At 74.1% G+C, this 23,511-nt stretch carries 24 protein-coding genes; 11 read left to right on the top strand and 13 right to left on the bottom strand.

Annotated elements, in window-relative coordinates; translation table 11 throughout:
• Positions 1-91 precede the first annotated feature (91 nt).
• Positions 92-1,489, bottom strand: coding sequence for a glycine--tRNA ligase (locus INN71_RS05115; RefSeq protein ID WP_301799791.1), 1,398 nt, complete (start codon positions 1,487-1,489; stop codon positions 92-94).
• Between the two features lie 152 nt (positions 1,490-1,641).
• On the opposite strand from INN71_RS05115, the gene INN71_RS05110 reads away from it, so the two are divergent.
• Genes INN71_RS05110 through INN71_RS05095 form a run of 4 tightly spaced genes read left to right on the top strand, consistent with a single transcriptional unit; the run spans position 1,642 to position 5,095 of the window.
• Positions 1,642-2,784: a metal ABC transporter substrate-binding protein gene (locus INN71_RS05110; RefSeq protein ID WP_301799790.1), complete on the top strand. Its 1,143-nt coding sequence runs from the start codon at positions 1,642-1,644 to the stop codon at positions 2,782-2,784.
• Positions 2,781-3,734 carry a metal ABC transporter ATP-binding protein gene (locus INN71_RS05105; RefSeq protein ID WP_301799788.1) on the top strand — a complete coding sequence of 318 codons (954 nt, stop codon included), beginning with the start codon at positions 2,781-2,783 and terminating at the stop codon, positions 3,732-3,734. The genes INN71_RS05110 and INN71_RS05105 overlap by 4 nt, the downstream gene beginning before the upstream one ends.
• On the top strand, positions 3,731-4,606 hold the full coding sequence (locus tag INN71_RS05100) for a metal ABC transporter permease (RefSeq protein WP_301799787.1): 876 nt from the start codon (positions 3,731-3,733) through the stop codon (positions 4,604-4,606). Before INN71_RS05105 ends, INN71_RS05100 begins: the two co-directional genes overlap by 4 nt.
• 24 nt (positions 4,607-4,630) lie before the next feature.
• Positions 4,631-5,095: a Fur family transcriptional regulator gene (locus INN71_RS05095; protein WP_301799786.1), complete on the top strand. Its 465-nt coding sequence runs from the start codon at positions 4,631-4,633 to the stop codon at positions 5,093-5,095.
• 42 nt (positions 5,096-5,137) lie between these two features.
• Here the strand turns inward: INN71_RS05095 and INN71_RS05090 are convergent, their stop codons facing one another.
• Positions 5,138-5,938, bottom strand: coding sequence for an isoprenyl transferase (locus INN71_RS05090; protein WP_301799785.1), 801 nt, complete (start codon positions 5,936-5,938; stop codon positions 5,138-5,140).
• Between the two features lie 38 nt (positions 5,939-5,976).
• Here INN71_RS05090 and INN71_RS05085 point away from each other — a divergent pair, with 38 nt between their 5' ends.
• The gene (locus tag INN71_RS05085) at positions 5,977-6,441 is read left to right on the top strand and encodes a MarR family winged helix-turn-helix transcriptional regulator (RefSeq protein WP_301799784.1); all 465 of its coding nucleotides are present in this window, start codon (positions 5,977-5,979) and stop codon (positions 6,439-6,441) included.
• Between the two features lie 4 nt (positions 6,442-6,445).
• Here the strand turns inward: INN71_RS05085 and recO are convergent, their stop codons facing one another.
• Positions 6,446-7,210: a DNA repair protein RecO gene (gene recO, locus INN71_RS05080; protein WP_301799783.1), complete on the bottom strand. Its 765-nt coding sequence runs from the start codon at positions 7,208-7,210 to the stop codon at positions 6,446-6,448.
• 118 nt (positions 7,211-7,328) lie between these two features.
• Between recO and INN71_RS05075 the strand changes: the two genes are divergently transcribed.
• From INN71_RS05075 to INN71_RS05065, 3 genes are all read left to right on the top strand, one after another.
• Positions 7,329-8,132 (top strand): ion transporter, encoded by an 804-nt coding sequence (locus tag INN71_RS05075; RefSeq protein WP_301799782.1) that lies wholly within the window; start codon positions 7,329-7,331, stop codon positions 8,130-8,132.
• Positions 8,133-8,235: 103 nt separating this feature from the next.
• Entirely contained in the window at positions 8,236-9,714 is a 1,479-nt protein-coding gene (locus INN71_RS05070) for a hypothetical protein (RefSeq protein WP_301799781.1), read from the top strand.
• The gene (locus INN71_RS05065; RefSeq protein ID WP_301799780.1) at positions 9,711-10,712 is read left to right on the top strand and encodes a phosphatase PAP2 family protein; all 1,002 of its coding nucleotides are present in this window, start codon (positions 9,711-9,713) and stop codon (positions 10,710-10,712) included. The genes INN71_RS05070 and INN71_RS05065 overlap by 4 nt, the downstream gene beginning before the upstream one ends.
• Here INN71_RS05065 and leuA read toward each other — a convergent pair.
• Positions 10,699-12,402 carry a 2-isopropylmalate synthase gene (gene leuA, locus INN71_RS05060; protein WP_301799779.1) on the bottom strand — a complete coding sequence of 568 codons (1,704 nt, stop codon included), beginning with the start codon at positions 12,400-12,402 and terminating at the stop codon, positions 10,699-10,701. The two genes, INN71_RS05065 and leuA, sit on opposite strands and share 14 nt — an antisense overlap.
• Positions 12,403-12,608: 206 nt before the next feature.
• On the opposite strand from leuA, the gene INN71_RS05055 reads away from it, so the two are divergent.
• The 3 genes from INN71_RS05055 to INN71_RS05045 are packed head-to-tail and all read left to right on the top strand — an operon-like array spanning position 12,609 to position 14,877.
• On the top strand, positions 12,609-13,136 hold the full coding sequence (locus tag INN71_RS05055; RefSeq protein ID WP_301799778.1) for a flavodoxin family protein: 528 nt from the start codon (positions 12,609-12,611) through the stop codon (positions 13,134-13,136).
• Between the two features lie 56 nt (positions 13,137-13,192).
• On the top strand, positions 13,193-14,035 hold the full coding sequence (locus INN71_RS05050) for a septum formation family protein (protein ID WP_301799777.1): 843 nt from the start codon (positions 13,193-13,195) through the stop codon (positions 14,033-14,035).
• On the top strand, positions 14,032-14,877 hold the full coding sequence (locus INN71_RS05045; protein WP_301799776.1) for a septum formation family protein: 846 nt from the start codon (positions 14,032-14,034) through the stop codon (positions 14,875-14,877). The genes INN71_RS05050 and INN71_RS05045 overlap by 4 nt, the downstream gene beginning before the upstream one ends.
• A gap of 56 nt (positions 14,878-14,933) precedes the next feature.
• Here the strand turns inward: INN71_RS05045 and era are convergent, their stop codons facing one another.
• The 9 genes from era to INN71_RS05000 form a co-directional block, all read right to left on the bottom strand.
• On the bottom strand, positions 14,934-15,869 hold the full coding sequence (era, locus tag INN71_RS05040; protein ID WP_301799775.1) for a GTPase Era: 936 nt from the start codon (positions 15,867-15,869) through the stop codon (positions 14,934-14,936).
• On the bottom strand, positions 15,866-16,690 hold the full coding sequence (locus tag INN71_RS05035; protein ID WP_301799774.1) for a siderophore-interacting protein: 825 nt from the start codon (positions 16,688-16,690) through the stop codon (positions 15,866-15,868). Before INN71_RS05035 ends, era begins: the two co-directional genes overlap by 4 nt.
• A gap of 52 nt (positions 16,691-16,742) precedes the next feature.
• Entirely contained in the window at positions 16,743-17,408 is a 666-nt protein-coding gene (locus tag INN71_RS05030; RefSeq protein WP_301799772.1) for an N-acetyltransferase, read from the bottom strand.
• 1 nt (position 17,409) lies between these two features.
• The gene (locus INN71_RS05025; RefSeq protein ID WP_346812815.1) at positions 17,410-18,717 is read right to left on the bottom strand and encodes a class I SAM-dependent methyltransferase; all 1,308 of its coding nucleotides are present in this window, start codon (positions 18,715-18,717) and stop codon (positions 17,410-17,412) included.
• Positions 18,714-20,105 (bottom strand): FAD-binding oxidoreductase, encoded by a 1,392-nt coding sequence (locus INN71_RS05020; RefSeq protein ID WP_277498482.1) that lies wholly within the window; start codon positions 20,103-20,105, stop codon positions 18,714-18,716. The genes INN71_RS05025 and INN71_RS05020 overlap by 4 nt, the downstream gene beginning before the upstream one ends.
• 116 nt (positions 20,106-20,221) lie before the next feature.
• Positions 20,222-20,587 carry a cytidine deaminase gene (locus tag INN71_RS05015; RefSeq protein WP_277498483.1) on the bottom strand — a complete coding sequence of 122 codons (366 nt, stop codon included), beginning with the start codon at positions 20,585-20,587 and terminating at the stop codon, positions 20,222-20,224.
• Positions 20,584-21,879 (bottom strand): hemolysin family protein, encoded by a 1,296-nt coding sequence (locus INN71_RS05010; RefSeq protein WP_277498484.1) that lies wholly within the window; start codon positions 21,877-21,879, stop codon positions 20,584-20,586. The genes INN71_RS05015 and INN71_RS05010 overlap by 4 nt, the downstream gene beginning before the upstream one ends.
• A 14-nt stretch (positions 21,880-21,893) precedes the next feature.
• Positions 21,894-22,349, bottom strand: coding sequence for an rRNA maturation RNase YbeY (gene ybeY, locus INN71_RS05005; RefSeq protein WP_277498485.1), 456 nt, complete (start codon positions 22,347-22,349; stop codon positions 21,894-21,896).
• A complete protein-coding gene (locus INN71_RS05000; RefSeq protein ID WP_277498486.1) occupies positions 22,346-23,401 on the bottom strand; it encodes a PhoH family protein in 1,056 nt (351 codons plus the stop codon). Before INN71_RS05000 ends, ybeY begins: the two co-directional genes overlap by 4 nt.
• Between the last annotated feature and the right edge of the window lie 110 nt (positions 23,402-23,511).

Below are 23,511 nucleotides of genomic sequence, written 5' to 3'. Positions count from 1 at the left end.
GCCCCGGGGACGGCGACGGCCGCACACCCGTGGGGGTGTGCGGCCGTCGTGGGCCGGGCCGGCGCGAGCCGGCCGGTGCAGCGGGGGCGGCTCAGGCGCCGACGAGCCGCTCGGCGAAGTAGCCGACGATGCGGTCGAGCCCGACGCGCTCCTGACTCATCGAGTCGCGCTCGCGGACGGTGACCGCGTCGTCCTCGGGGGTCTCGAAGTCGACCGTGACGCAGAACGGCGTGCCGATCTCGTCCTGGCGGCGGTAGCGGCGGCCGATGGCGCCGGAGTCGTCGAAGTCGACGTTCCAGTTCTGGCGCAGGTCGGTCGCGAGCTGCTTGGCCTTCGGCGAGAGGTCGGCGTTGCGGCTCAGCGGCAGGACCGCCACCTTGACCGGCGCGAGGCGCGGGTCGAGGCGCAGCACGGTGCGCTTGTCGACGCCGCCCTTGGTGTTGGGCGCCTCGTCCTCGTGGAACGCGTCGACGAGGAACGTCATGAGGCTGCGCGAGAGACCGGCGGCCGGCTCGATGACGTACGGCGTGTAGCGCTCGTTGCTCGCCTGGTCGAAGTACGACAGGTCCTGGCCCGAGTGCTGCGCGTGGGTGGAGAGGTCGAAGTCGGTGCGGTTCGCGACGCCCTCGAGCTCACCCCACTCGGAGCCGGCGAAGCCGAAGCGGTACTCGATGTCGACGGTGCGCTTGGAGTAGTGGGACAGCTTCTCCTTCGCGTGCTCGTAGTGGCGCAGGTTGTCCGGGTTGATGCCGAGGTCGGTGTACCAGCGCGTGCGCTCGTCGATCCAGTACTGGTGCCACTCCTCGTCCTCGCCCGGCTTGACGAAGAACTCCATCTCCATCTGCTCGAACTCGCGGGTGCGGAAGATGAAGTTGCCGGGCGTGATCTCGTTGCGGAAGCTCTTGCCGATCTGCGCGATGCCGAACGGCGGCTTCTTGCGGCTCGAGGTCACGACGTTCGCGAAGTTGAGGAAGATGCCCTGGGCGGTCTCGGGGCGCAGGTAGTGCAGCCCGGACTCGTCGTCGACGACACCGAGGTAGGTCTTCATGAGGCCCGAGAACTCGCGGGGCTCGGTCCACGCGCCGCGGGTGCCGCAGTTGGCGCAGACGACGTCGCTCATCGGCACGGCGTCGGGGTCGTCGAGGCCCTTCTTCTCGGCGTACGCCTCCTGCAGGTGGTCGGCGCGGTAGCGCTTGTGGCACGACTGGCACTCGGTGAGCGGGTCGGCGAAGGTCGCGACGTGGCCCGAGGCCTCCCAGGTCTGGCGCGGGAGGATGACGCTGGAGTCGAGGCCGACGACGTCCTCGCGGGCCTGCACCATGGACTTCCACCACTGGCGCTTGATGTTGTCCTTCAGCTCGACCCCGAGCGGTCCGTAGTCCCAGGCCGAGCGGGTGCCGCCGTAGATCTCGCCGCAGGGGTAGACGAACCCCCGGCGCTTGGCGAGCGAGACGACGTGGTCGACGGTGGTTGCGGGCGGCTTGGCCACGAGAGGTGCTCCTGGAGTGCGAGTACGCCGGCTGGCTGCCGGTTGCGACCGCAGAAGGCTATCCGTCCCGCGCCGCACCGCCCCGCGCGGGGGCGGGGCGAGCCGGCGCCGTTGAATTGACAAGCGTTCTCACCGTTCTGAGAATGTTTCTCATGCCTTCGTCGCTCCGCCGCTCCGTCCGCCGACCCACCGCCCGTCCGGGTCGCGCGCCCGGGTTCGCACCGCTCGCCGCGGCGCTGGCGCTGCCGCTCGTGCTCGCCGGTTGCGGCGCGCTCGGCGTGGGCGACGACGACACGGCCGCCGACGGCGGCGCGGGGGGCGGGGTCGACGACGTCGTCGCCGCCTTCTACCCGCTGCAGTACGCCGCGCAGCGCGTCGTCGGTGACGACGTCGAGGTCGCGAACCTGGTCGAGGCCGGTGGCGAGCCGCACGACCTGGAGCTGAGCGTGGAGCAGACGGGCCGCATCGCCGACGCGGACCTCGTCCTCTACCTCGCCGGCTTCCAGCCGAGCGTCGACGCCGCCGTCGAGCAGTCCGCCGCCGACACCGCGCTCGACGTCCACGACAGCGTGTCGCTGCAGCCCTTCACCGACGGGGGCCACGCGCACTCCGAGGACGAGCACGCCGAGGAGGGTCACGACCACGCGGAGGAGGAGCACGCGGAGGAGGAGCACGCGGAGGAGGAGCACGCGGAGGAGGAGCACGCGGAGGAGGGCCACACCGAGGAGGAGCACAGCGAGGACGCGCACGCCGAGGAGGAGCACGAGCACGACCACGGCTCCGAGGACCCGCACTTCTGGCTCGACCCGCTGCGCCTCGCGGACGCGGCCGACACGATCGCGCAGCGCCTGGGCGAGCTCGACCCCGACCGCGCAGACGAGTTCGAGGCCAACGCGGCCGACCTGCGCAGCGACCTCGAGACCCTCGACGGCGAGTTCACCGAGGGACTCGCGTCCTGCGAGCGCGACCTGGTGGTCGTCAACCACGACGCCTTCGGCTACCTCACGAAGTACGGCCTCACGTTCGCCCCGGTCGTCGGCCTGACGCCCGACGCCGAGCCCACCCCGGCGGCGCTGGCCGAGCTCCAGGCCCTCATCGCCGCCGAGGGCATCACGACGGTGTTCTCGGAGCGCCTCGCGAGCCCCGCCGCCGCCGAGTCGCTCGCGTCCGACACGGGTCTGGCCACCGAGGTGCTCGACCCGATCGAGGGTCTGACCGACCAGACGGCCGACGAGGACTACCTTTCCCTCATGCGTTCCAACCTGGCTGCCATCGCGGAGGCGAACGGCTGTTGAGCCGTCGCCCCGGGACCCCGGAGGTCACCGCACCCGTCGTCGACGTCGCGGACGTCACCGTCGCCATCGAGGGGCGCGCGGTGGTCCGCGACGTCAGCCTGACGATCACGGCGGGTGAGTTCGTCGTCCTCATGGGCGCGAACGGCTCGGGCAAGTCGACCCTCGTGCGGGCGATGACGGGCCTGCGCCCGGTCGCGGCGGGCGAGGTCCGGCTGTTCGGCACGCCCCTGGCGCGCTTCCGCCGTCGCGACCGCATCGGCTACGTGCCGCAGCGGGCCGGAGCCTCCGGCGGGGTGCCGGCCTCGGTCGCCGAGGTCGTCGCGTCCGGGCGGATCTCCCGGCGCGGCCCCTTCCGCCCCTCCGGCGCCGCCGACCGCCGGGCGGTGGCCGAGGCGCTCGACGTGGTCGGCCTGGCCGACCGGGCCCAGGAGACCGTGACGGCGCTGTCCGGCGGGCAGCAGCAGCGCGTGCTCATCGCCCGCGCCCTCGCGGCCGAGCCGGAGGTCCTGTTCCTCGACGAGCCCACCGCCGGCGTCGACCTGCCGCACCAGCAGGCGCTCGTCGCGACCCTGGGCCGGCTCTCGGAGCGGGGCGTGACGGTCGTCCTCGTCGCCCACGAGATCGGCGTCGTGGCCCCCCTCATCGACCGCTGCCTCGTCATGCGGCAGGGCCGGCTCGTGTACGACGGGCTCCCCCTCAGCGAGGCGGACGTGCACCGCGCGGGCGCGCCGGCGGGGGTGCCGCTCGTCGTACCCGGACTCCACACCCACGTCGGCGACCACGCGCACGACCACGGCCACCAGCACGAGCACGGGCACCACCACGACCACGCGCACGAGCGGGCGCCGCACGAGTGCCCGCCCGGGCACTCCGACGTCGTGCCCGACATCGCGGGCCCGTTCGACCGCACGTACGACCGCCGCGGCGGCCAGGAGGGCAGCGCGTCGTGATCGACCTGCTCGGCTACGAGTTCATGCAGCGCGCCCTGCTGGCCGCGCTCTTCACCGGCCTGGCGGCCCCCGTCATCGGCACCTACCTGGTGCAGCGACGGCTCTCGCTCATGGGCGACGGCATCGGGCACATCGCGGTCACCGGCGTCGCGATCGGCCTGCTGACCGGCTGGTCCCCGACGTGGACCGCGGTGCTCGTGGCGGCCCTCGGGGCCATGCTGCTGGAGGTGATCCGCGAGCGCGGCAACACCTCCGGCGACCTCGCGCTCGCGCTGCTCTTCTACGGCGGCCTGGCCGGCGGGGTGCTCATCACGGGCCTGGCCGGGCAGAGCGGGGCCCGGCTGCAGCAGTACCTGTTCGGGTCGCTGACCACCATCTCGGTGGCCGACGTGTGGTTCACGATGGCGCTCGCCGTCGTCGTGCTCGCGCTGGGCCTCGGCCTGCGGCCGCAGCTGTTCGCCATCGCGCAGGACCGCGACTTCGCGGTCGTCGCCGGCCTGCGCGTGCAGGCGTACAACATGCTCGTCGCCGTGCTCGCCGCCGTGACGGTCACCATCGCGATGCGCACCGTCGGCCTGCTGCTCGTCTCCGCGCTCATGGTCGTGCCGGTCGCCGCGAGCCAGCAGCTGGCGCGCTCGTTCCGCGGCACCCTGCTGCTCGCGATGGCGTTCGGCGCGACGGCCGGCGTGGGCGGCCTGCTGGTCTCGGCGGAGCTGTCGTTCCACGCCACCGTCGCCCCCGGCCCCGCCATCGTGCTCGTCGCCCTCGCCGGGTTCGTGCTGGCGTGGCCCACCGGAGCCCTGCTGCGGCGGCGCGCCGAGGCCCGCCGCACCGGGGAGGACGCGCTCGTCGACGACGCCGTCGCCCCGTGAGCGCGAGCCAGTAGGTTGTCCCCCATGACGAGCACCGACGAGCACCAGCCCGGGCAGGGCGGAGGATCCGCCCCGGCCCGCACGGCCGCACCGGGCGTCCCGGGCACCCGTCCCACACGTCAGCGTCGGGCCGTCGGCGAGGTGCTCGCGTCGTTCGACGACTTCCGCTCCGCGCAGGAGATCCACGTGCTGCTCGGCCAGCGGGGCGAATCCGTGGGGCTGGCCACCGTCTACCGCACGCTGCAGCTGCTCGCCGACGCCGGCGAGGTCGACGTGCTGCGCAGCGAGGACGGCGAGTCGATCTACCGCCGCTGCTCCAGCACACACCACCACCACCTCGTGTGCCGCTCGTGCGGCGCCACCGTCGAGGTCGAGGGCCCCACGGTCGAGCGGTGGACCTCGGCCATCGCCGACGAGCACGGGTACGTCGACATCAGCCACACGCTCGAGATCTTCGGCACCTGCAGCGCCTGCGCCGCCCGCGCCTGAGCGGCGGCCCCGCGCGGCGCGGGAGGTCCGCCGTACCCGGTCTCAGGCGTTGGGCTGCGCGCCCCCGAAGCGGCGGTCGCGCCGCGCGTAGGTCTCGATCGCGGCCCACAGGTGGCGGCGGTCGACGTCGGGCCACAGCGTGTCTGTGAAGACCATCTCGGCGTAGGCCGCCTGCCACAGCAGGAAGTTGGAGAGCCGCTGCTCCCCCGAGCTGCGCCACACCAGGTCGGCCTCCGCGAGCTCGGGCACGTAGAGGTGACGGGCGAGCGTGCGCTCGTCGACCTTGTCGGCGCGCAGCCGGCCGGCGGCGACCTCCTGCGCGATCGAGCGGGCGGCGTCCGCCAGCTCCGCGCGACCGCCGTAGTTGACGCACATCGTGAGCGTCAGCACGTCGTTGTCGCGCGTCAGCTCCTCGGCCACCTGCAGCTCGCGGATGACCGAGCGCCACAAGCGCGGCGCCCGTCCGGCCCAGCGCACCCGCACGCCGAGCTCGTGCATCTCGTCGCGGCGGCGGCGGATGACGTCGCGGTTGAAGCCCATGAGGAACTTGACCTCGTCGGGCGAGCGCGACCAGTTCTCGGTGGAGAACGCGTAGGCCGAGATCGCCTCGACCCCGATCTCGATGGCGCCCTCGACGACGTCGAAGAGCGACGACTCCCCCGCCTCGTGACCGGCGGTGCGGGGCAGCCCGCGCTCCTTGGCCCACCGGCCGTTGCCGTCCATGACGACCGCGACGTGGCGGGGCACGAGCTCGGCAGGCAGCTCGGGCGGCCGGGCGCCCGAGGGGTGCGGCCGGGGGGCCCGGACGGGCGGACGCGGGGTCGGGCGGGCGGGCTTGCTCACGGGGCGCAGCCTATGCTTCGCCCCGACGAGGAGGCCGAGTGGACGAGCAGCAGGTGACGCCGACGGGCGCGGACGCGAACCGCCGGATCGAGCAGCACCTGTTCGCGCTGTTCCGTCGCACGAACTCGATCCACGTCGAGACGACGCACGGCGACCACGAGCTCGAGCGCTCGACGTACGGCATCCTCTGCCTGCTCGACGACGCGGGGCCGCAGCGCCTCGGGTCGATCGCCGCGGCGTACCACCTCGACCCCTCGACGGTGACCCGGCAGGCGCAGGCCGTCGTGCGCCTCGGGCTGGCGCAGAAGTCGCCGGACCCCGACGACGGCCGCGCCTCGCTGCTCGCGCTGACCCCGGAGGGGCAGGTCGCGATCCGCCGGGCGCGTGCGCACCGCCGCGAGCGGCTCGAGCAGATGATGGCCGACTGGACCGACACCGAGCGCGACCAGTTCGCGCACTCCCTCGAGCGCTTCAACGAGGCCCTGGCCCGCTGGGTGGAGTGACCGCTCAGCCGCGGGCGACGGGCCGGGGGCGGCCGCGCTCGACGTACGGCAGCGAGCGCAGGTCGCGCTCCAGGTGCCACGACAGGTACGCCGACACGAGCCCGCTCGCCTCCCGCTCGGCACGCGGCTCGGCGGCGACGATCCGCTCGACCTCGGGCCAGTCGCCGGCCAGCAGCCCGGCCAGCAGCTCCAGCGACGCGGGGGCGGGGGTCGCGCACCCGGGGACGCGGCACGTCACGCAGAGCACGCCGCCGGCGCTGTTGTTGAAGTAGCGGTGCGGCCCCTCGAGCCCGCAGCCCGCGCAGTAGAGGAACGACGGGGCGTACCCGGCGACGGCCAGCGAGCGCAGCAGGAACGAGTCGAGCACGTGGCTCGGCGCCCGCTCCCCGCCGGTCATGGCGCGCAGCCCGCCGACGAGCAGCAGGAACTGCTGCACGGCCGGCTCCTTGTCCTCCGTCACGAGCCGCTCGGCGGTCTCGAGCATGACGGTGCCGGCGGTGTAGCGGTCGTAGTCGAGCCCGATGCCCGCGGCGAAGGGGCTGAGCGTCTCGGCCTGGGTGATCGTGTCGAGGTTGCGGCCCTCGGCGAGCTGCAGGTCGACGTGCGTGAACGGCTCGAGGCGCGAGCCCCACCGCGACGTCGTGCGCCGCACCCCGCGCGCGACGGCGCGCACCCGGCCGTGGCGGCGGGTCAGCAGCGTGATGATGCGGTCGGCCTCGCCCAGCTTGTGGGTGCGCAGCACGACGGCTTCGTCACGGTAGAGGGGCACCCCTCCATTGTGACGACGCGGTCCAGCGTCGCCGCGGCCGACACGCACGGCTGACACGCACGGGGCCGCGCCGGGCCGCCCCGCGCCCGCGCGGGGTGCCATGACCGACACTGGGGGCGTGAGCACGCCGACGCCCGACCTGAGCGCCTACCCCACGAAGCCGCCCGGCCGCCCGCTCGAGTGGATCATGCTCGCTCTGGCGATCGTGTCGGTCGTGCTCCTGTCGTGGGTGACCTTCTTCGACGTCGCCGACGACGTCGAGCACTGGGTGATCCGCGCCGACTACGCCATCTGCGCGATCTTCGCCGTCGAGTTCGTCGTCCGGTGGCGCCGCGACCGCGGTGACTGGAAGTACCCGTTCCGCTACTGGTACGAGGTCATCGGCATGATCCCGCTCTCGGACCCGGCGTTCCGCGCGTTCCGGCTGCTGCGGATCCTCGTCATCCTCATGCGCCTGGGCCGCGCCGCCGACCGGGCCTTCGGCGACCGCATCACCGCGGCCATCATCGACCGGTCGATGGACACGATCGTGCGGGCGATCAAGCGGCCCGTCACGGTCGCCGTGGTGGACGAGGTGATCGCCGTCCTCAAGACCGGGCACTACACCGCCAACATCGCGCGGGCGCTCGGCGAGCACGAGGCCGAGGTGAAGTCGATGGTGCTGGAGAAGGTGAAGCAGGACCCGGTGACCTCGCGGCTGCGCTACGTGCCGTTCCACGACGACATCGTCGAGCTGGTCGCCGACACGACGTTCCGCATCGTCTTCCAGGTGCTGGCCGACCCGCGCACCGACCAGATGGTCACGGACGTGCTCGAGGAGAACACCGACCAGATCCGCGCCGCCGTCGCCGGTCGCGCCCACGAGCGCGTCGCCGAGGGCATCGACGACCGGCTCGACGACCGGCTCGACGGGCGCGCCTGACTCCTGGACCGACCCACCCGCCCGGAGGGTCGTCCGCCCGGCGGGGCCGTTCGTCGGGCAGGATGAGCCGGTGAACGCAGGGGGCTCGCGCGCTGACGCGCGCGTGAACGACCGCAGGACGGTCGTCGGCGTCGCGGCGCTGGCGGCGCTCGCGGTGCTGCTGCGGCTCCCCTTCCTGGGCGCCCCGACGGGCTCCGACGAGGCCGGGTTCCTGCTCGTCGCGCACCAGTGGCGCGACGGCTCCTCGCTCTACGGCGACTACTGGGTCGACCGGCCGCCGCTGCTGCTGGCGCTCTTCGCGCTCGTGCCCGACGTCACCGGGCTGCGCCTGCTGGGCTGCGCCTGCGCCGCGGCCGTCGTCGTGCTCGCAGCCCTGGCGGCCGGCGCCGCCGTCGACGCCTCCCGCTCCCGTACGGCGGCCCTCACCGCCGCGGCCACCGCGGCGCTGCTCTGCTCGGCGCCCTGGCTCGGCACGGTCCGCGTCAACGGGGAGGTGCTGGCGGCGCCCTTCGTGGCGGGCGCGCTGGCCCTCACCGTGCTCGCCCTGCGGGAGGACGCCCGCCGGCCCGTGGTGCTCGCCGCGGCGGCCGGCGTGCTCGCCGCGTGCGGCGTCGGGGTGAAGCAGTCGAGCGTCGACGGGGTCGTCCTCGGCGCCGTCGCCCTGCTCGTGCTGGCCCTCACGCGCCCGGCGCGGCGCCGGGCGGCGCTGACCCTCCTCGGCGCGGCGGTCGCCGGCGCGGTCGCGACGACCGCGCTGCTCGTCGGGGCGGCGGCGCTGCGCGGCACCGACCCGCTCGCGCTCCTCGACGCCGTCGTGACGTTCCGCGTCGACGCGGGCGAGACCATCCGCTCGTCGGCCTCCGGCGCCACGACGGACCGCCTCGTCGTGCTCCTCGGGACGTGGGCGGTCTCGGGCCTCGCCGTGCTCGGCGTGGCGGCCCTCGTGCTGGCGGCGCGGCGGCGTACCGACCCGGTGGCGGTCGCCACCGCGGCCACGGTCGTCGTCGGCTCGCTCGTGGCGCTGCTGGGCGGCAGCTACTGGGCCCACTACCTGCTGCAGCTCGTGCCGGCCTCCGCGCTGGCGGCCGGGCTCCTGGCCGCCCGGCTCCCGGTGCCCGTCGTGCGCGCGGGCGTCGCGGTGCTGGCCGGGGTCACCGCCGTACCGGTGGTGCTCAACCTCGTCGCGGGCGTCGACGAGGGCTCGCGCGCGGAGGCGGTGGGCGGCGCGATCGCCCGGGCCGCTGAACCCGGTGACACCGCCGTCGTCGCCTACGGCCAGCCGAACGTGCTGGCCGGGGCGGGCCTGGCGAGCCCCTACCCCTACCTCTGGAGCCTGCCCGTGCGCGTGCTGGACCCCGACCTGGACGAGCTCACCACCACCCTGCGCTCCCCCGACGCCCCCACGTGGGTCGTCGAGTGGTCGCCGGGCTTCGACTCGTGGGCGCTCGACGCCGACGACCTCGCGCGCACCGTCGAGGAGCGCTACGACCGGGTCGCCGAGGTCTGCGGCCGCGGTGTCTGGGTCCGCCGGGACGTGGAGCGCGGGGCCGTGCCCGCCGTCCCGGCCGAGGAGTGCGCGTGACCGCCCCCGCCACCGCGCCGCCCGCCGCGCCCGACGAGGCCGTCCCGCCCGGCCGCCCCCGGTGGTGGCGTCCCGCGGCGCTCACCGCCTACGCGGCCGCCCTCGTCACGTGGGTGGTGACGGTGGGGCTGCCCACCGACCCGTTCCTCGTGTTCGGGTGGCTCTGGGCGGCGACCGTCGCCTGGTACGTCGGGCAGCCGTGGCGCCGGCAGCTCGACTTCGTGCGGGACTGGTGGCCGGCGTTCGCCGTGCTCGTCGTCTACATGTACAGCCGCGGGCTCTCCGACGAGCTCATCGGGATGCCCGTCAGCTACACGATGCCGGTGCGCGTCGACGAGTGGCTCACGGGCGGCACCCTGCCGACGGCGTACCTGCAGGACGCGCTGTGCGGCGACCCGTGCCTGCGCAGCAGCGACCCGCGCTGGTACGACGTCGTCCTCACGACCGTCTACTACACGCACTTCGTGGCCTCCCTGACGCTGGCCCTCGTGCTGTGGGTGCGCGACCGCGCCGCGTGGGTCGTGTGGCTGACGCGCTACCTCGCCATGAACGTCGCCGGGCTCGTCGTCTACGTCCTCTACCCGATGGCGCCGCCGTGGCTCGCGGCGCAGGACGGCTACCTGGCCGAGGAGGTGGTGCGGCTGACGGGGCGTGGCTGGCGCGACCTCGGGCTCGGCGGGTTCCACACCGCGCTCGCGGCCGTCGGCAACCCCGTCGCGGCCATGCCGTCGCTGCACGGCGGGATCGCGATGCTGATCGCCCTCTACGCCGTCACCCGCCTGCGCGGGCGCTGGTGGCGCGGCCTGGTCCTCGCCTACCCCGTGGTGATGGGCTTCGCGCTCGTCTACTACGCCGAGCACTACGTCGTCGACATCGCCGCCGGCTGGGCGCTCGCGGTGGTCGTGACCGGGGCCTGCGTGGTGTGGGAGCGGCGGCGGGCCGGGCGACAGGTGGCCGCCCGGCCCGACGGGGCCGGTCCGGGCGTCAGGCGCGGTTGACGGCGGAGACGATGGCGCGCATCGAGGCGCGCACGATGTTGGGGTCGATCCCGACGCCCCACAGCACCTTCTCGCCGACCGCGCACTCGACGTACGCCGCGGCCTGCGCGTCGCCGCCCGAGGAGAGGGCGTGCTCGGCGTAGTCCAGCACCCGCACGTCGTACCCGAGGCCGTTGATCGCGTCGACGAACGCGGCGATCGGGCCGTTGCCGGAACCCTCGAGCGTGCGCGGCTCGCCGTCCACGGCGACGCCGACCGTGAGCGCGTCGCGGTCGCCGGCCGACGAGGTCGAGTGCACCGAGTCGAGGCGCAGCGGCGTGGTGGGCGTCAGGTACTCGCCGGAGAACACGTCCCAGATCACCTCGGGGGTGACCTCGCCACCCTCGGCGTCGGTGCGCTCCTGGATGACGCGGCTGAACTCGATCTGCGCGCGCCGGGGCAGGTCGAGCTTGTGCTCCGCCTTGAGGATGTAGGCCACGCCGCCCTTGCCGGACTGGCTGTTGACCCGGATGACCGCCTCGTAGGTGCGGCCGACGTCCTTGGGGTCGATGGGCAGGTACGGCGCCTCCCACGGCAGCTCGCCGACCGGCTTGCCCTGCTCGGCGGCCTGGCGCTCCAGCGCCTCCAGGCCCTTCTTGATGGCGTCCTGGTGGGAGCCCGAGAAGGCGGTGTAGACCAGGTCGCCCGCGTAGGGGTGCCGCGGGTGCACCGGCAGCTGCGTGCAGTACTCGACCGTGCGGCGCACCTCGTCGATGTCGGAGAAGTCGATCATCGGGTCGACGCCCTGGCTGAACAGGTTCATGCCGAGCGTCACCAGGTCGACGTTGCCGGTGCGCTCGCCGTGGCCGAACAGGCAGCCCTCGACGCGGTCCGCCCCGGCCATCAGGCCCAGCTCGGAGGCGGCGGCCGCCGTGCCCCGGTCGTTGTGCGGGTGCAGGCTGATCGTCGAGTGGGCCCGGCGCGACAGGTGCCGGGAGAAGTACTCGATCTGGTCGGCGTAGGTGTTCGGCGTCGACATCTCGACCGTCGCCGGCAGGTTGAGGATGATCTCGCGGTCCGCCTCCGGCTGCCACACGTCGGAGACCCGCTCGCAGACCTCGAGGGCGAAGTCGGTGTCGGACTGGGTGAAGATCTCCGGCGAGTACTGGTAGCCGAAGTCCGTCCCTGCCAGCAGCTGCTCGGCGTGCTTCACGACCCACTCGGTGCCGCGCGTGGCGATCGCGATGCACTCCGCCTCGGTCACGCCGAACACGACCCGCTGGAACAGCGGGGCGGTCGCGTTGTAGAGGTGGACGGTGGCCTTGCCGGCGCCGACCAGGGAGGCGACGGTGCGCTCGATGAGGTCCTCGCGGGCCTGGGTCAGCACCGAGATGCGGACGTCGTCGGGCACCAGGTCCTGCTCGACGAGCTGGCGCACGAAGTCGAAGTCGGTCTGGCTCGCGGCCGGGAACCCGACCTCGATCTCCTTGTAGCCCATCCGCACCAGCAGCTCGAACATCTTGAGCTTGCGGGCGGGGCTCATCGGGTCGATCAGCGCCTGGTTGCCGTCGCGCAGGTCGGTGGACAGCCACCGCGGGGCGGCGGTGATCTTCCGGTCCGGCCACGTGCGGTCCGGCAGCGTCACCGGCTCGAACGGGCGGTAGCGGTGGACGGGCATGCCGCTGGGCTGCTGGCTGGGGATGGTGGTCATGGGGTTCCTCGCTGGGGTGGTCACGGGGTTCGGCCCGTGGTGACGGGCGCGAGCCGGGCGCAGCACGATCTCCGCAGCGAGGGGGTCCGGCACACCTCTGCTCCCGCGTGGGAGTGGGTCAGACCTCGCTGCGGCAGCGAAGGAGGAGCTGGCGCACATGCATGACGGTTGCCGATGCTAGCACCGGGGCGCCGTAGGGTGGCGCGATGGCCCGGCTCCTCGTCGTCCACCACTCCCCCACGCGCTCGGTGCGCGCGCTGACCGACGCCGTGCTCGCGGGCGCCGGCGACGACGCGCTCGAGGGTGTCGAGGTGGTCGAGCGGCCGGCCCTGGAGGCGACCGCCGACGACGTGCTGGGGTGCGACGGCGTCGTGCTCGGCACCCCGGCGAACTTCGGCTACATGAGCGGCGCGCTCAAGCACTTCCTCGACTCGACGTTTCTCTCCATCGGCGGGGCGCTGGGCGACGACGGCGGCACCGGTGGAGCGACAGGCGGCGGCGACCCCGTGTCACCGACCGTGCCGCCGGCCGGTCGGGGTCGGCTGCCCTTCGGGCTCTACGTGCACGGCCGCTACGACACCGAGGGGGCCGTGCGCTCGGTGCTGGCCATCACGGGCGCGCTGCCCTGGCGGCGCTCCGCGGAGGTGCTCGCCGTGCTCGGCGACGTCGGTGACGCCGACCTGGCCGGCGCCCACGAGCTGGGCGGTACGATCGCCGCGCTGGCGGCGGGGTGAACCGCCCCACCAGCCGGACACCCCGCCCACCGTCGACCGAGGAGGAGCGCCCCGCCGTGCCCCTGACCCCCCTCCGGGCACCGCGCGCGCTCGGCCGCGCACTCCTGCCGCCGCCGCTGCTGGTCCTGCTGCTGACCCTGCTGGTGGCCTGCACCTCGTCGGGCGACCAGGGCGACAACACCGACCCCGAGCAGGTCGACGCCGTCGAGGTCCCCGAGCTGAGCGCCTGTCGCGACCTCACCCCGGCCGACGTCGCCAAGCCCAGCAACGCCACCCGCACCGTCGACTGCTCCGAGCCGCACACCGCCGAGACCTACAAGGTCGGCACCCTGCCCGAGGAGCTCCACGACCTCGCCTACGACTCCGACTCGCTCGGCACGTGGGCCTACACGACCTGCGGCGACGCGTTCGAGGCCTTCCTCGGTGCCGACGAGAGCGTCGTCATGCGCGCCCGGGTCAGCTGGGCGTGGTTCCGTCCGTCGGAGAAGGCGTGGGACGAGGGCGCGCGCTGGTACCGCTGCGACGCGATCGGCGGCGGCGAGGCGTCGGAGGAGTACGACGAGCTGCCCGAGACCGCCGAGGGCCTCCTCGTCGGCGTCCAGCCGGACGACCGCTGGATGACCTGCGCGAACGGCGAGCAGGTCGACACCGCGGAGCGCGTCGCGTGCTCGGAGCCCCACACCTGGCGGGCCGTCACCACCGTCCAGGTCGGCGACGAGACGACGGAGTACCCCGGCGACCGCGTCGTCGAGGTCCGCAGCCGCGACTACTGCGCCGAGTCGGTGAGCGCCCGCCTGGGCTACCCGCCGGACTACGACTACGCCTACACCTGGTTCGGCGAGGGCCAGTGGAACGCGGGCAACCGCCGCAGCATCTGCTGGGCGCGGACGGACCAGTGAGCGTGCGGGCCGCCGCCCGTCGTACGACGGTGCTCGCCGCCGCGGCCGTGCTCGCGCTCGCCGGGTGCTCCGGCGGGGACGAGGGCGACGGCAGCGGGACCCCGCCGGCGCCGAGCAGCAGCACGACCACCGCGGCGGCCCCGCCGACCGCGGCCGGCGTCCCCCGCCCCCCGCTCGACGCCTGCTACGCGCTCAGCGCCGAGGAGGCCGTCGCGCCGACCTCGGCGGCCGACCCGGTCGACTGCGCCGCGTCCCCCACCGCCGTGACCTACGAGGTCGGCGCCCTCGACCTGTACGACGCCGGCCACCTCCTCGCGGTCGACTCCGCCCAGGTGCAGCGGACGCTGGCCACGACCTGCCGGGCGGGGCTGGCGTCGTACCTGGGGACGGACGAGACCACCCTGCGGCTCAGCGTGCTGCGCTCCGTCTGGTTCTCCCCCAGCCTGGAGCAGAGCGACGCGGGCGCCGACTGGTACCGCTGCGACGTCATCGCCGTGGTCGCCGAGGCGACCCTCGGGGAGCTCGAGCCCACGATGCGCGGCGTGCTCGCCGACGGGGTCCGCAGCTGGGGCCTGTGCGGAACGGCGCGCCCCGGCGAGGCCGGGTTCCAACGCGTCGCCTGCGGTCTCGACCACACGTGGCGCGCGGTCGAGGTCGTCGACCTCGGCACGGGGGCCTACCCGGGCGCCGAGGCCGCCCAGGGTGCCGGCAGCGAGCCGTGCCAGGAGGCCGCCCGGGAGCTCGCGGCCGACGCCCTCGACTACGAGTGGGGCTACGAGTGGCCGAGCGCCGAGCAGTGGGCCGCGGGGCAGACCTGGGGCACCTGCTGGGCGCCGGCCTGAGCCACCCCGCGGGGTCCGGGTCGGCCGCGGCTGCGGCTGCGGCTGCGGCTGCGGGGCTAGAACCCCATCCGGCGCAGCTGGCGCGGGTCGCGCTGCCAGTCCTTGGCGACCTTGACCCGCAGGTCGAGGTGCACGGGGGTGCCGAGCATGGCCTCGATCTGGGCGCGGGCGCCCGTGCCGATCTCCTTCAGGCGCGAGCCCTTGTGGCCGATGATGATGCCCTTCTGCGAGTCGCGCTCGACGAAGAGGTTGGCGTGCACGTCGAGCAGCGGCCGGTCGGCCGGGCGGTCGGGACGCAGCTTCATCTCCTCGACCACGACGGCGATCGAGTGGGGCAGCTCGTCGCGCACGCCCTCGAGCGCGGCCTCGCGGACGAGGTCGGCGACGATCGCCTCCTCCGGGGTGTCGGTGAGCTCCCCGTCCGGGTAGAGCGGCGGGCCCTCCGGCACCAGGGCCACCAGCAGGTCGGCCAGCAGGCCCACCTGGTCGCCCGAGACCGAGGAGACCGGCACGATCTCGGCCCAGTCGGTCGACGTCTCGCGGCCCAGCTCGGCGATGGACAGCAGGTGGGCGCCGAGCTGCTCCGGCGTCGCCAGGTCGGTCTTGGTGGCGATCGCGACCTTCGTGGTGCGGCGCACCTTCGCCAGCTCGTTGACGATGAACCGGTCGCCGGGCCCGATCTTCTCGTCGGCCGGGAAGCAGACGGCGACGACGTCGACCTCCGCCCACGTGGTCGTCACGAGGTCGTTGAGCCGCTCGCCGAGGAGGGTGCGGGGGCGGTGCAGCCCCGGGGTGTCGACCAGGATCAGCTGGGCGTCGGGCCGGTGCACGATGCCGCGCACGACGGTGCGGGTGGTCTGGGGCTTGGAGCTGGTGATGGCGACCTTCTGGCCCACCATCGCGTTGGTCAGCGTCGACTTGCCGGCGTTGGGTCGGCCGACGAACGAGACGAACCCGGACCGGAACTCCCCCTCGGTACCTGCGGTGCTCATGGGGTCTCCTCCTGGTCGCGGGCGGCGTCGTAGTCCGCCCAGATCTGCTCGTCCGTCCGGCCGGCGGCCTTGCCCGCCCTCCAGATCGGACCCGGGTCCACGGCGCGCGGCCGGCGCACCTGGCCACCGCCCCGCCAGTAGCCCATCACGTCGTAGGCGGTGCTCGGCAGCTCCACGACCCGCATCAGGTGCTTGCGGATCGCGCGCATCTGCGCCGACTCACCCGCCATCCAGAAGTAGCCGGACCCCTCGGGCCACGCGATGCCCTCGACGACCGCGGCGAGCTCGCTCTCGCCGTCGCCGGGCGGGGCGCACCAGGTCACGTCGGCGCCCGCGGGCAGGTACGACGCCAGCACCGCCGGGTCGTCGGGCACCTCGGCCCACACGCGCACCGGCAGGTCGGGACGCGCGGCGGCCACGGTCTCCAGGGTGCGGGCGATCGCGGGCAGCGCCGTGAGGTCGCCGACGAGCAGCAGCCAGGCCGCGTCGTCGGGCAGCGCGAAGGAGCCCTTGGGCTCCGTGATCGTCACGGTCTCCCCGACGCAGTCGCGCCGCGCCCACTCGGTGACGAGGCCGACGTCGTGGACGACGACGTCGAGCACGAGCTCGCCGCCGTCCCCGGCGGCCGGGTCCCACGAGCGGACCGTGTAGTAGCGGCTCTGGAACTGGCCCGGGACCACGAGCCCGACCCACTCGTCGCTCGTGCCCGTCGAGGTGAACCCCGCCAGGCCCGGCCCCGTCAGCACGAGGCGGACCAGGTGGGGCGTCAGCTGCTCACGGCGGGCGACCCGCGCGACGTACTGCTCGGCCCGGGTGCTCATCCGCAGCAGGGTACGGCGCGCGCCCGCCCCGGCGCACGTCCGCGGCTCCGCCTCACGCGGGGGGCGGCTGCGGCGGGCGCAGCATCGGCACGGCGCCGGCGGCGACCGGGTCGGTGATCGCGCCGACGGCGACGAACCCGTGGCGCTCGTAGAGCCGGCGGCTGGCCGGGGTGGTGGCCTCGAGGAACGCGGGGAGGCCCGCGGCGTCGACGTCCGCGAGGCGGCGGGCGAGCAGCGCCCGCCCGACGCCCAGACCCCGCGCCGACGGGGCCGCGCCGATGTCGTGCAGGTGGAAGCACGGCCCGGGCGGCAGGTGCGCGGCGACGACGCGGTCGTAGCGCCGGGCGGCCCGCAGGCCCCGGAGCCGCAGCGCGGCCGCGGCGCGCAGCGCGACGAGCGGGTGCCGCCACGCGGGCTCATCGCCCGCCGGGGTGCCCCAGACCGCCGCCCCGAGCACCTCGCCGCCGGGTCCGCGCCGGGCCACGTCGACCCCGTCGCGACCCACCGAGCGCAGGTCGCCGGCGAACAGCGCCACCAACCGGGCGTGGCGCCGACGGGCGTCGGGCGGCACGAGCCGCGCGACCGCGGGGTCGTCGGCGAACGCCGCGGCGAGCACCTCCGCCGCGGCCCGCAGGGTGCCGGGGCCGCCGCGCTCGACGTGCACCGCCCCGGCCGCCCCGGCTGTCCCGGCTGTCCCGGTCGTCCCGGCTGCGCTCACCTCACGCGCCGAACGTGTGCCGCAGCGGGTACCCGCTGACGCCGCGGTCGTCGGTGCGGGTCGCCAGCACCTGGTGGAGCTGGATCTCGTTGCGCTCGAAGGCGATGCGGGAGCCGGTCATGTAGATGCCCCACACCTTCGCGGTGCCCTCGCCGACCTCGGCGACGGCGTCGTCCCAGTTGCGCTCCAGGTTCTCCGACCAGCCCTGCAGGGTGCGCGCGTAGTGCATCCGCAGGTTCTCCGTGTGCTGCACCTCGAGACCGGCGTCCTGGGCGTCCATCACCATGCGACCCGAGCCGGTCAGCTCGCCGTCGGGGAACACGTAGCGGTCGATGAACGCCCCCGTGCGCGTCGGCAGGTTGTGGGCGCGGGTGATCGAGTGGTTGAGCAGGCGGCCCTCGGGCCGCAGGCGGTCGCGCAGGAACGCGAAGTACGCCGGGTAGTTGCGCACCCCGATGTGCTCGGTCAGCCCGATGGAGCTGACGGCGTCGAACCCGTCGTCCATCACGTCGCGGTAGTCGAGGTGGCGCACCTCGGCCAGGTCGGAGAGCCCCGCGGCGTCGATCGCCGCCTTCGCCCACGACGCCTGCTCGAGGCTGAGGGTGACGCCGAGCGCCTTCACGCCGTACTCCCGCGCGGCGTGCATGACCATGCCGCCCCAGCCGCAGCCGACGTCGAGGAGCCGCTGACCGGGCTGCAGGTCGAGCTTGCGGGCCACGAGGTCGAACTTGGCGGCCTGCGCCTGCTCGAGCGTCGCGTCCTCGGTCTCGAACAGCGCGCACGTGTAGGCCATCGACGGGCCGAGCACGAGCTCGTAGAACCGGTTCGACACGTCGTAGTGGTGGCCGATGACCTCGGCGTCGCGGGTCAGCGAGTGCCGCAGGCCCTCGACCGCCCGGCGCCAGCGGGGCAGGTGTTCCTGCGGCGGCACCGGCGGCGGCTTGAGGTGGCCCAGCCCGAGACCGCGCAGCAGGCGGAGGGCCTCGCCCGCGCTCGGCCGGCGGAACGACAGCTGGCTCAGCAGCAGCACGAGCCCGTCGTACGGGTTGCCGGGGTGCACGCCGGAGACCTCGAGGTCGCCCATCACGTACGCGCGGGCGATGCCGAGGTCGCCGGGCGCGGTGAGGATGTAGGACAGGCCGCGCTCGTTGCGCAGGTGGAGCCCCACCGCCGCGTCCGCCGGGCCGGCCGAGGAGCCGTCGTACGCCGTGAACCGCACGGGCATGCCGTGCTTCATCAGCGTGCCGATGGCGTCGCCGATCGTGATGGTCCTGCCGTTGTTGCCGTCCTTGCCGATGTCCTGGGTCACTGCCTCCGCACCGCTTTCTCGTAGAGGGTCGACAGCCGCTGCTGCGGGTCGTAGCGCTCCTTGACGCGCGCCAGGTTGGCGCCGTCGTAGAGCCGGTCGAACGTCTCGGGGTCGTAGAACGCCTCGGAGTAGAGGGACTTGTGGCCGTCGAGCTCGTGCACCCGCGCCTCGATGGCCCGGTTCGTCGGCGCGTCCGGCGCCTGCGGCCCGACCGCGACGGTGCCCCAGAACCCGGCGTTGACGTAGGTCGTGCCCGGCTCGAGGGGGTACGACGACCACGTGCGGGCGCTGCCCGGACCGTCCGGCTCGCGCAGCCGCAGGGGGCACAGCCACACGGGGCGCATGCCGACGTGCTCGTCGAACCAGGTGAGGAACTCACCGAGCCGCTCGAGCGGTACCTCGACGTCCTGCACGACGCGCTCGCGCTGCGGGCGACGCTGCAGCCGGTCGAGCGTGGCGACGATGCCGAAGCGGGTGTCGAGGCCGACCAGGCGGTGGTAGACGTCCGAGCGGCGCTTCGAGCGCGGCCAGAGGCGGCGCACCCGCGGGTCCTGCAGCCCGAACGCGCCGGAGCACCAGAACCAGTCGGTGTCCCAGCGCCAGAGGTAGTCCTCGACCGTCAGCAGGTCGCTGGTGCGCTGCTGGACCGAGCGGTAGTAGACCTCGTCGACGTACGTCGAGGGGCGCTGCCCCGCGGCGTCGTCGGTCCAGCGGGCCAGCGTCAGGTAGAGCTCGTCGGGGCTGAACGCGGTGCCGTCGAGGCCGTCGACCCGCTCCCCCTCCCAGGCGCCGTCGGCCACGATCGTCGCGACGGCGCCGACCAGCGCGGCCGCGTCGTCGAACCGCACGTGCCGCAGCGCGACGTACGCCGGCACGGGCTCCAGCTCGATGCGCAGTCGGGTGGCGTAGCCCAGCGAGCCGTAGGAGTTGGGGAAGGCGTCGAACAGGTCGGCGTGCTCGCCCGTGGGGCGGGCGGTGACGATCTCGCCGGCGCCGGTCAGCACGTCCATCTCGAGCACGCTCTCGTGCGGCAGGCCGTTGCGGAACGACGTCGACTCGATGCCCAGGCCCGTGACCGCGCCGCCCAGGGTGATGGTGCGCAGCTGCGGCACCACCAGGGGCACGAGACCGTGGGCGAGGGTGGCGTCCACGAGGTCCTCGTAGGTGCACATGCCCTGCACGTCGGCCGTCCGGGCGACGGGGTCGACCGCGACCACGCCGTCGAGGCCGGCGACGTCGAGACCGGGCGCGGTGGTCGCCGTGCGGGTGCGGAAGAGGTTCGAGGTGCGCTTCGCCAGCCGCACCGGGGACCCGGCGGGGATCGCGGCGTACGACGCCAGCAGCGCCCGGGTGGCCGCCTCGTGCGCCTGCGTGCCGACCGTGTTCACCCGGTCGACCCTAGACCCGGCTCCGGGCGGCGGCGTACCGACTTTGGTCGATGATGTTGTGATCTACAACCAGTTCGGCGTGGCCTCCGCCACGCGCCGCACCCCCGCGGGTCGGCTCAGGTCGCGACGGTGGTCGCGACGGTGCCGCGGGGGTCCCCCACGTGCACGGGTACGCCGGTGCCCGCGAGGTCGCGGACGGCCGCCAGGTCGGCGTCGGCCACCGCACCGGCGTCGCCGAGCACGACGGCGGCCTCGAGCGAGCGGGCCCCCGACGCGACGGCCATGGCGACGCACACGCCGAGCGCGCTGACGCGCAACGACGGCAGGTCGACCGTGGCGGCGGCGTAGGTGCGGCCGTCCTGGTCGCGCACCGCGGCACCCTCGCGGGCCCCGGTGCGGGCCCGCGTCGCGCGGGCCAGGGTGACGAGCTTGCGGTCCTCCGCGGACAGGTCGCTCACGGGGTCGCTCACGGGGTCGCTCACGGTGCCTCCTCCTCGTCGCCGTCGGCCCCCAGGCGGGTGACGACCACGGTGCTGATCTTGTTGCGCCGCCCGCGCACGCCCTCGGCACGGAACCCGAGGCCGTGCGCCTCGACGGTCGAGCCGGGGATGGGCACGAGCCCCAGGTGCTTGGCCATGAGGCCGCCGACGCTGTCGACGTCCTCCTCCTCCACGTCGAAGCCCGGGAACAGGTCGTCGAGGTGGTCGACGGGGAAGCGGGAGGAGACGCGCCAGGCGTCGTCCCCGATCCGCTCGACGTCGACCTCGTCCACGTCGTGCTCGTCGGCGATCTCGCCCACGATCTCCTCGAGGACGTCCTCGATGGTGACGATGCCGGCGGTGCCGCCGTACTCGTCCACGACGACCGCGATGTGCTGGCGCGAGGCCTGCATCTCCGCCAGCAGCGACGCGACCGACTTGGAGTCGGGCACGTGGTGCGCGGGACGCATGTGGGTCTCGATGCGCTCGGTGATGTCGGCGTCGCCCTCGCGGTCCTCGAAGTCGAGGCGCGCGACGTCCTTGAGGTAGGCGAAGCCCAGCACCTCGTCGAGGTTCTCGCCGACCACCGGCATGCGGGAGTAGCCGCTGCGCAGGAACAGCGACATGGTCTGGCGCAGGTTGCGGTGCCGCTCGACGAACACCACGTCGGGGCGGGGCACCATGACCTCGCGGGCGATGGTGTCGCCGAACTCGAAGACCGAGTGGATCATCTTGCGCTCGCCCGACTCGATGACGGCGCTGGCCTCCGCCAGGTCGACGAGCTCGCGCAGCTCGGTCTCGGACGAGAACGGGCCCTCGCGGAACCCCCGGCCCGGGGTCAGGGCGTTGCCGACCAGGATCAGCAGGCGGGGCAGCGGGCCGAGCAGGCGGGTGAGCGCCCACACCGGCGCCGCCGAGCCGAGCGCCACCCGGTCGGGGTGCTGGCGGCCCAGCGTCCGCGGCGCGACGCCGATGGCGACGAACGACACCACCAGCATGATCGCGACGGTCAGCAGCACGCTCCCCCACCAGCTGCGCACCGCCTCGTCGACCTGCAGCGTGACGAGCACGATGGCGGCGACCTCGGCGAGCAGGCGCAGCAGGATGAGGGAGTTGAGGTAGCGCGGCGGGTCGTCGAGCACCCGCAGCAGGTACGTCGCGCCGGTGCGCCCCTCGGCGGCCAGCTCCTCGGCGCGCGCGCGGGAGAAACCGGACAGTGCCGCGTCGGCCGCGGCGATCAGGCCGGCCACGACGACGAGGCCGCCGGCCGAGACCAGCACCCAGAGGTCGCTCATGGGCGCCGATCCTCTCAGGACCGGCTGCGCCAGCGGGCCAGCAGGGTGTCCTGCAGCCCGAACATCTCCGCGTGCTCCTCCGGCTCGGCGTGGTCGTAGCCGAGCAGGTGGAGGATCCCGTGCACCGTCAGCAGCTCGATCTCCGCCAGCGTGCCGTGGCCCGCCGTGGCGCCCTGGGCCGCCGCGACGGCGGGGCTCAGCACGAGGTCGCCGAGCACGCCCTCCTCGGGCTCCTCGTCCGCGAGCCCGGGGCGCAGCTCGTCCATGGGGAAGGCGAGGACGTCGGTCGGCCCCTCCTTGCCCATCCACTGCTCGTTGAGCTCGGCGATGGTGTCCTCGTCGACGGCCTTCAGGCAGAGCTCCGCCTCCGGGTGCACCCGCATCTCGTCCATGACGAAGCGGGCCAGCCGGGCGAGGTGCTCCGGCTCGACGAGGTCGGTGCCGGACTCGTCGATGATCTCGATCGTCACGAGGGACGTCCTCCCCGCGTGGTGCGGCGGGGGCCGGTGGGCTCCGGGGTGCCGGAGGCCTCGCCGGCGTCGTACGCGTCGTAGGCGGCGACGATGCGGGCCACCAGGCGGTGGCGCACCACGTCGCTGCTGGTCAGGCGGTTGAACGAGACGTCCTCGACGCCTTCGAGGATGCCCTCGACCACCCGCAGGCCGGAGCGCGTGCCACCCGGCAGGTCGGTCTGGCTGGTGTCGCCGGTGACGACGATGCGCGAGCCGAACCCGAGGCGGGTGAGGAACATCTTCATCTGCTCGGGCGTCGTGTTCTGCGCCTCGTCGAGGATGATGAACGCGTCGTTGAGGGTGCGTCCGCGCATGAACGCGAGCGGGGCGACCTCGATCGTGCCGGCCGCCATCAGCTTGGGGATCGACTCCGGGTCCATCATGTCGTGCAGCGCGTCGTACAGCGGGCGCAGGTAGGGGTCGATCTTCTCGCTCAGCGTGCCCGGCAGGTAGCCCAGGCGCTCGCCGGCCTCGACGGCCGGGCGGGTCAGGATGATGCGGGTGACCTCCTTGGCCTGCAGCGCCTGCACGGCCTTGGCCATCGCCAGGTAGGTCTTGCCGGTGCCGGCGGGGCCGATCCCGAAGGTGATGGTGTGGGTGTCGATCGCGTCGACGTAGCGCTTCTGGTTGAGCGTCTTCGGGCGGATCGTGCGGCCGCGGTTGGAGAGGATGTTGAGGCTCAGCACGTCGGCCGGCCGCTCCTCGGTCTCGGTGCGCAGCATGCCGATGACCCGCTCGACCGTCTCGCTGCTGACGCCCTGACCGGTGCGGATGAGCGCCACCAGCTCGCCCAGGAGGCGCTCGGCGAGGGCGATCTCGGCCGGCTCCCCCATCAGCGTGATGCGGTTGCCCCGCACGTGGACGCGGGCCCCGAAGGCCTGCTCGATCGCACCGAGGTGCTCGTCGCCGGCGCCCAGGAGGCTCACCATGTCGATGCTGTTGGGCACCGTGACCGTGTGCTTGGCGGCGGTCGGCGATGCGAGCTGCGGTGCGCTGTCGGAGTCAGTCATGGATGCCCGGGAGGGCTCCCCTTCTGGTGCGGCGGGACGGCGGGACGAACCCCTCCATCGTACGCCGCCGCCCCCACCCCCCGGCGAGCCGTTTCCGGCGCCGGACGGGC

The sequence above is a fragment of the Nocardioides sp. ChNu-153 genome, from assembly GCF_030466625.1.
Classification (GTDB): Bacteria; Actinomycetota; Actinomycetes; order Propionibacteriales; family Nocardioidaceae; genus Nocardioides.
Note: the sequence above shows the minus strand (reverse complement) of the source record. Positions and strands in the feature narration are given on the sequence as shown.

Excerpts from the sequence above, each read along its gene's own strand:
- INN71_RS05110 (WP_301799790.1), top strand. The coding sequence starts at position 1,642 with ATGCCTTCGTCGCTCCGCCGCTCCGTCCGCCGACCCACCGCCCGTCCG.
- INN71_RS05095 (WP_301799786.1), top strand. The coding sequence starts at position 4,631 with ATGACGAGCACCGACGAGCACCAGCCCGGGCAGGGCGGAGGATCCGCC.
- leuA (WP_301799779.1), bottom strand. The coding sequence starts at position 12,402 with ATGACCACCATCCCCAGCCAGCAGCCCAGCGGCATGCCCGTCCACCGC.
- INN71_RS05055 (WP_301799778.1), top strand. The coding sequence starts at position 12,609 with ATGGCCCGGCTCCTCGTCGTCCACCACTCCCCCACGCGCTCGGTGCGC.
- era (WP_301799775.1), bottom strand. The coding sequence starts at position 15,869 with ATGAGCACCGCAGGTACCGAGGGGGAGTTCCGGTCCGGGTTCGTCTCG.
- INN71_RS05035 (WP_301799774.1), bottom strand. The coding sequence starts at position 16,690 with ATGAGCACCCGGGCCGAGCAGTACGTCGCGCGGGTCGCCCGCCGTGAG.
- INN71_RS05010 (WP_277498484.1), bottom strand. The coding sequence starts at position 21,879 with ATGAGCGACCTCTGGGTGCTGGTCTCGGCCGGCGGCCTCGTCGTCGTG.
- INN71_RS05000 (WP_277498486.1), bottom strand. The coding sequence starts at position 23,401 with ATGACTGACTCCGACAGCGCACCGCAGCTCGCATCGCCGACCGCCGCC.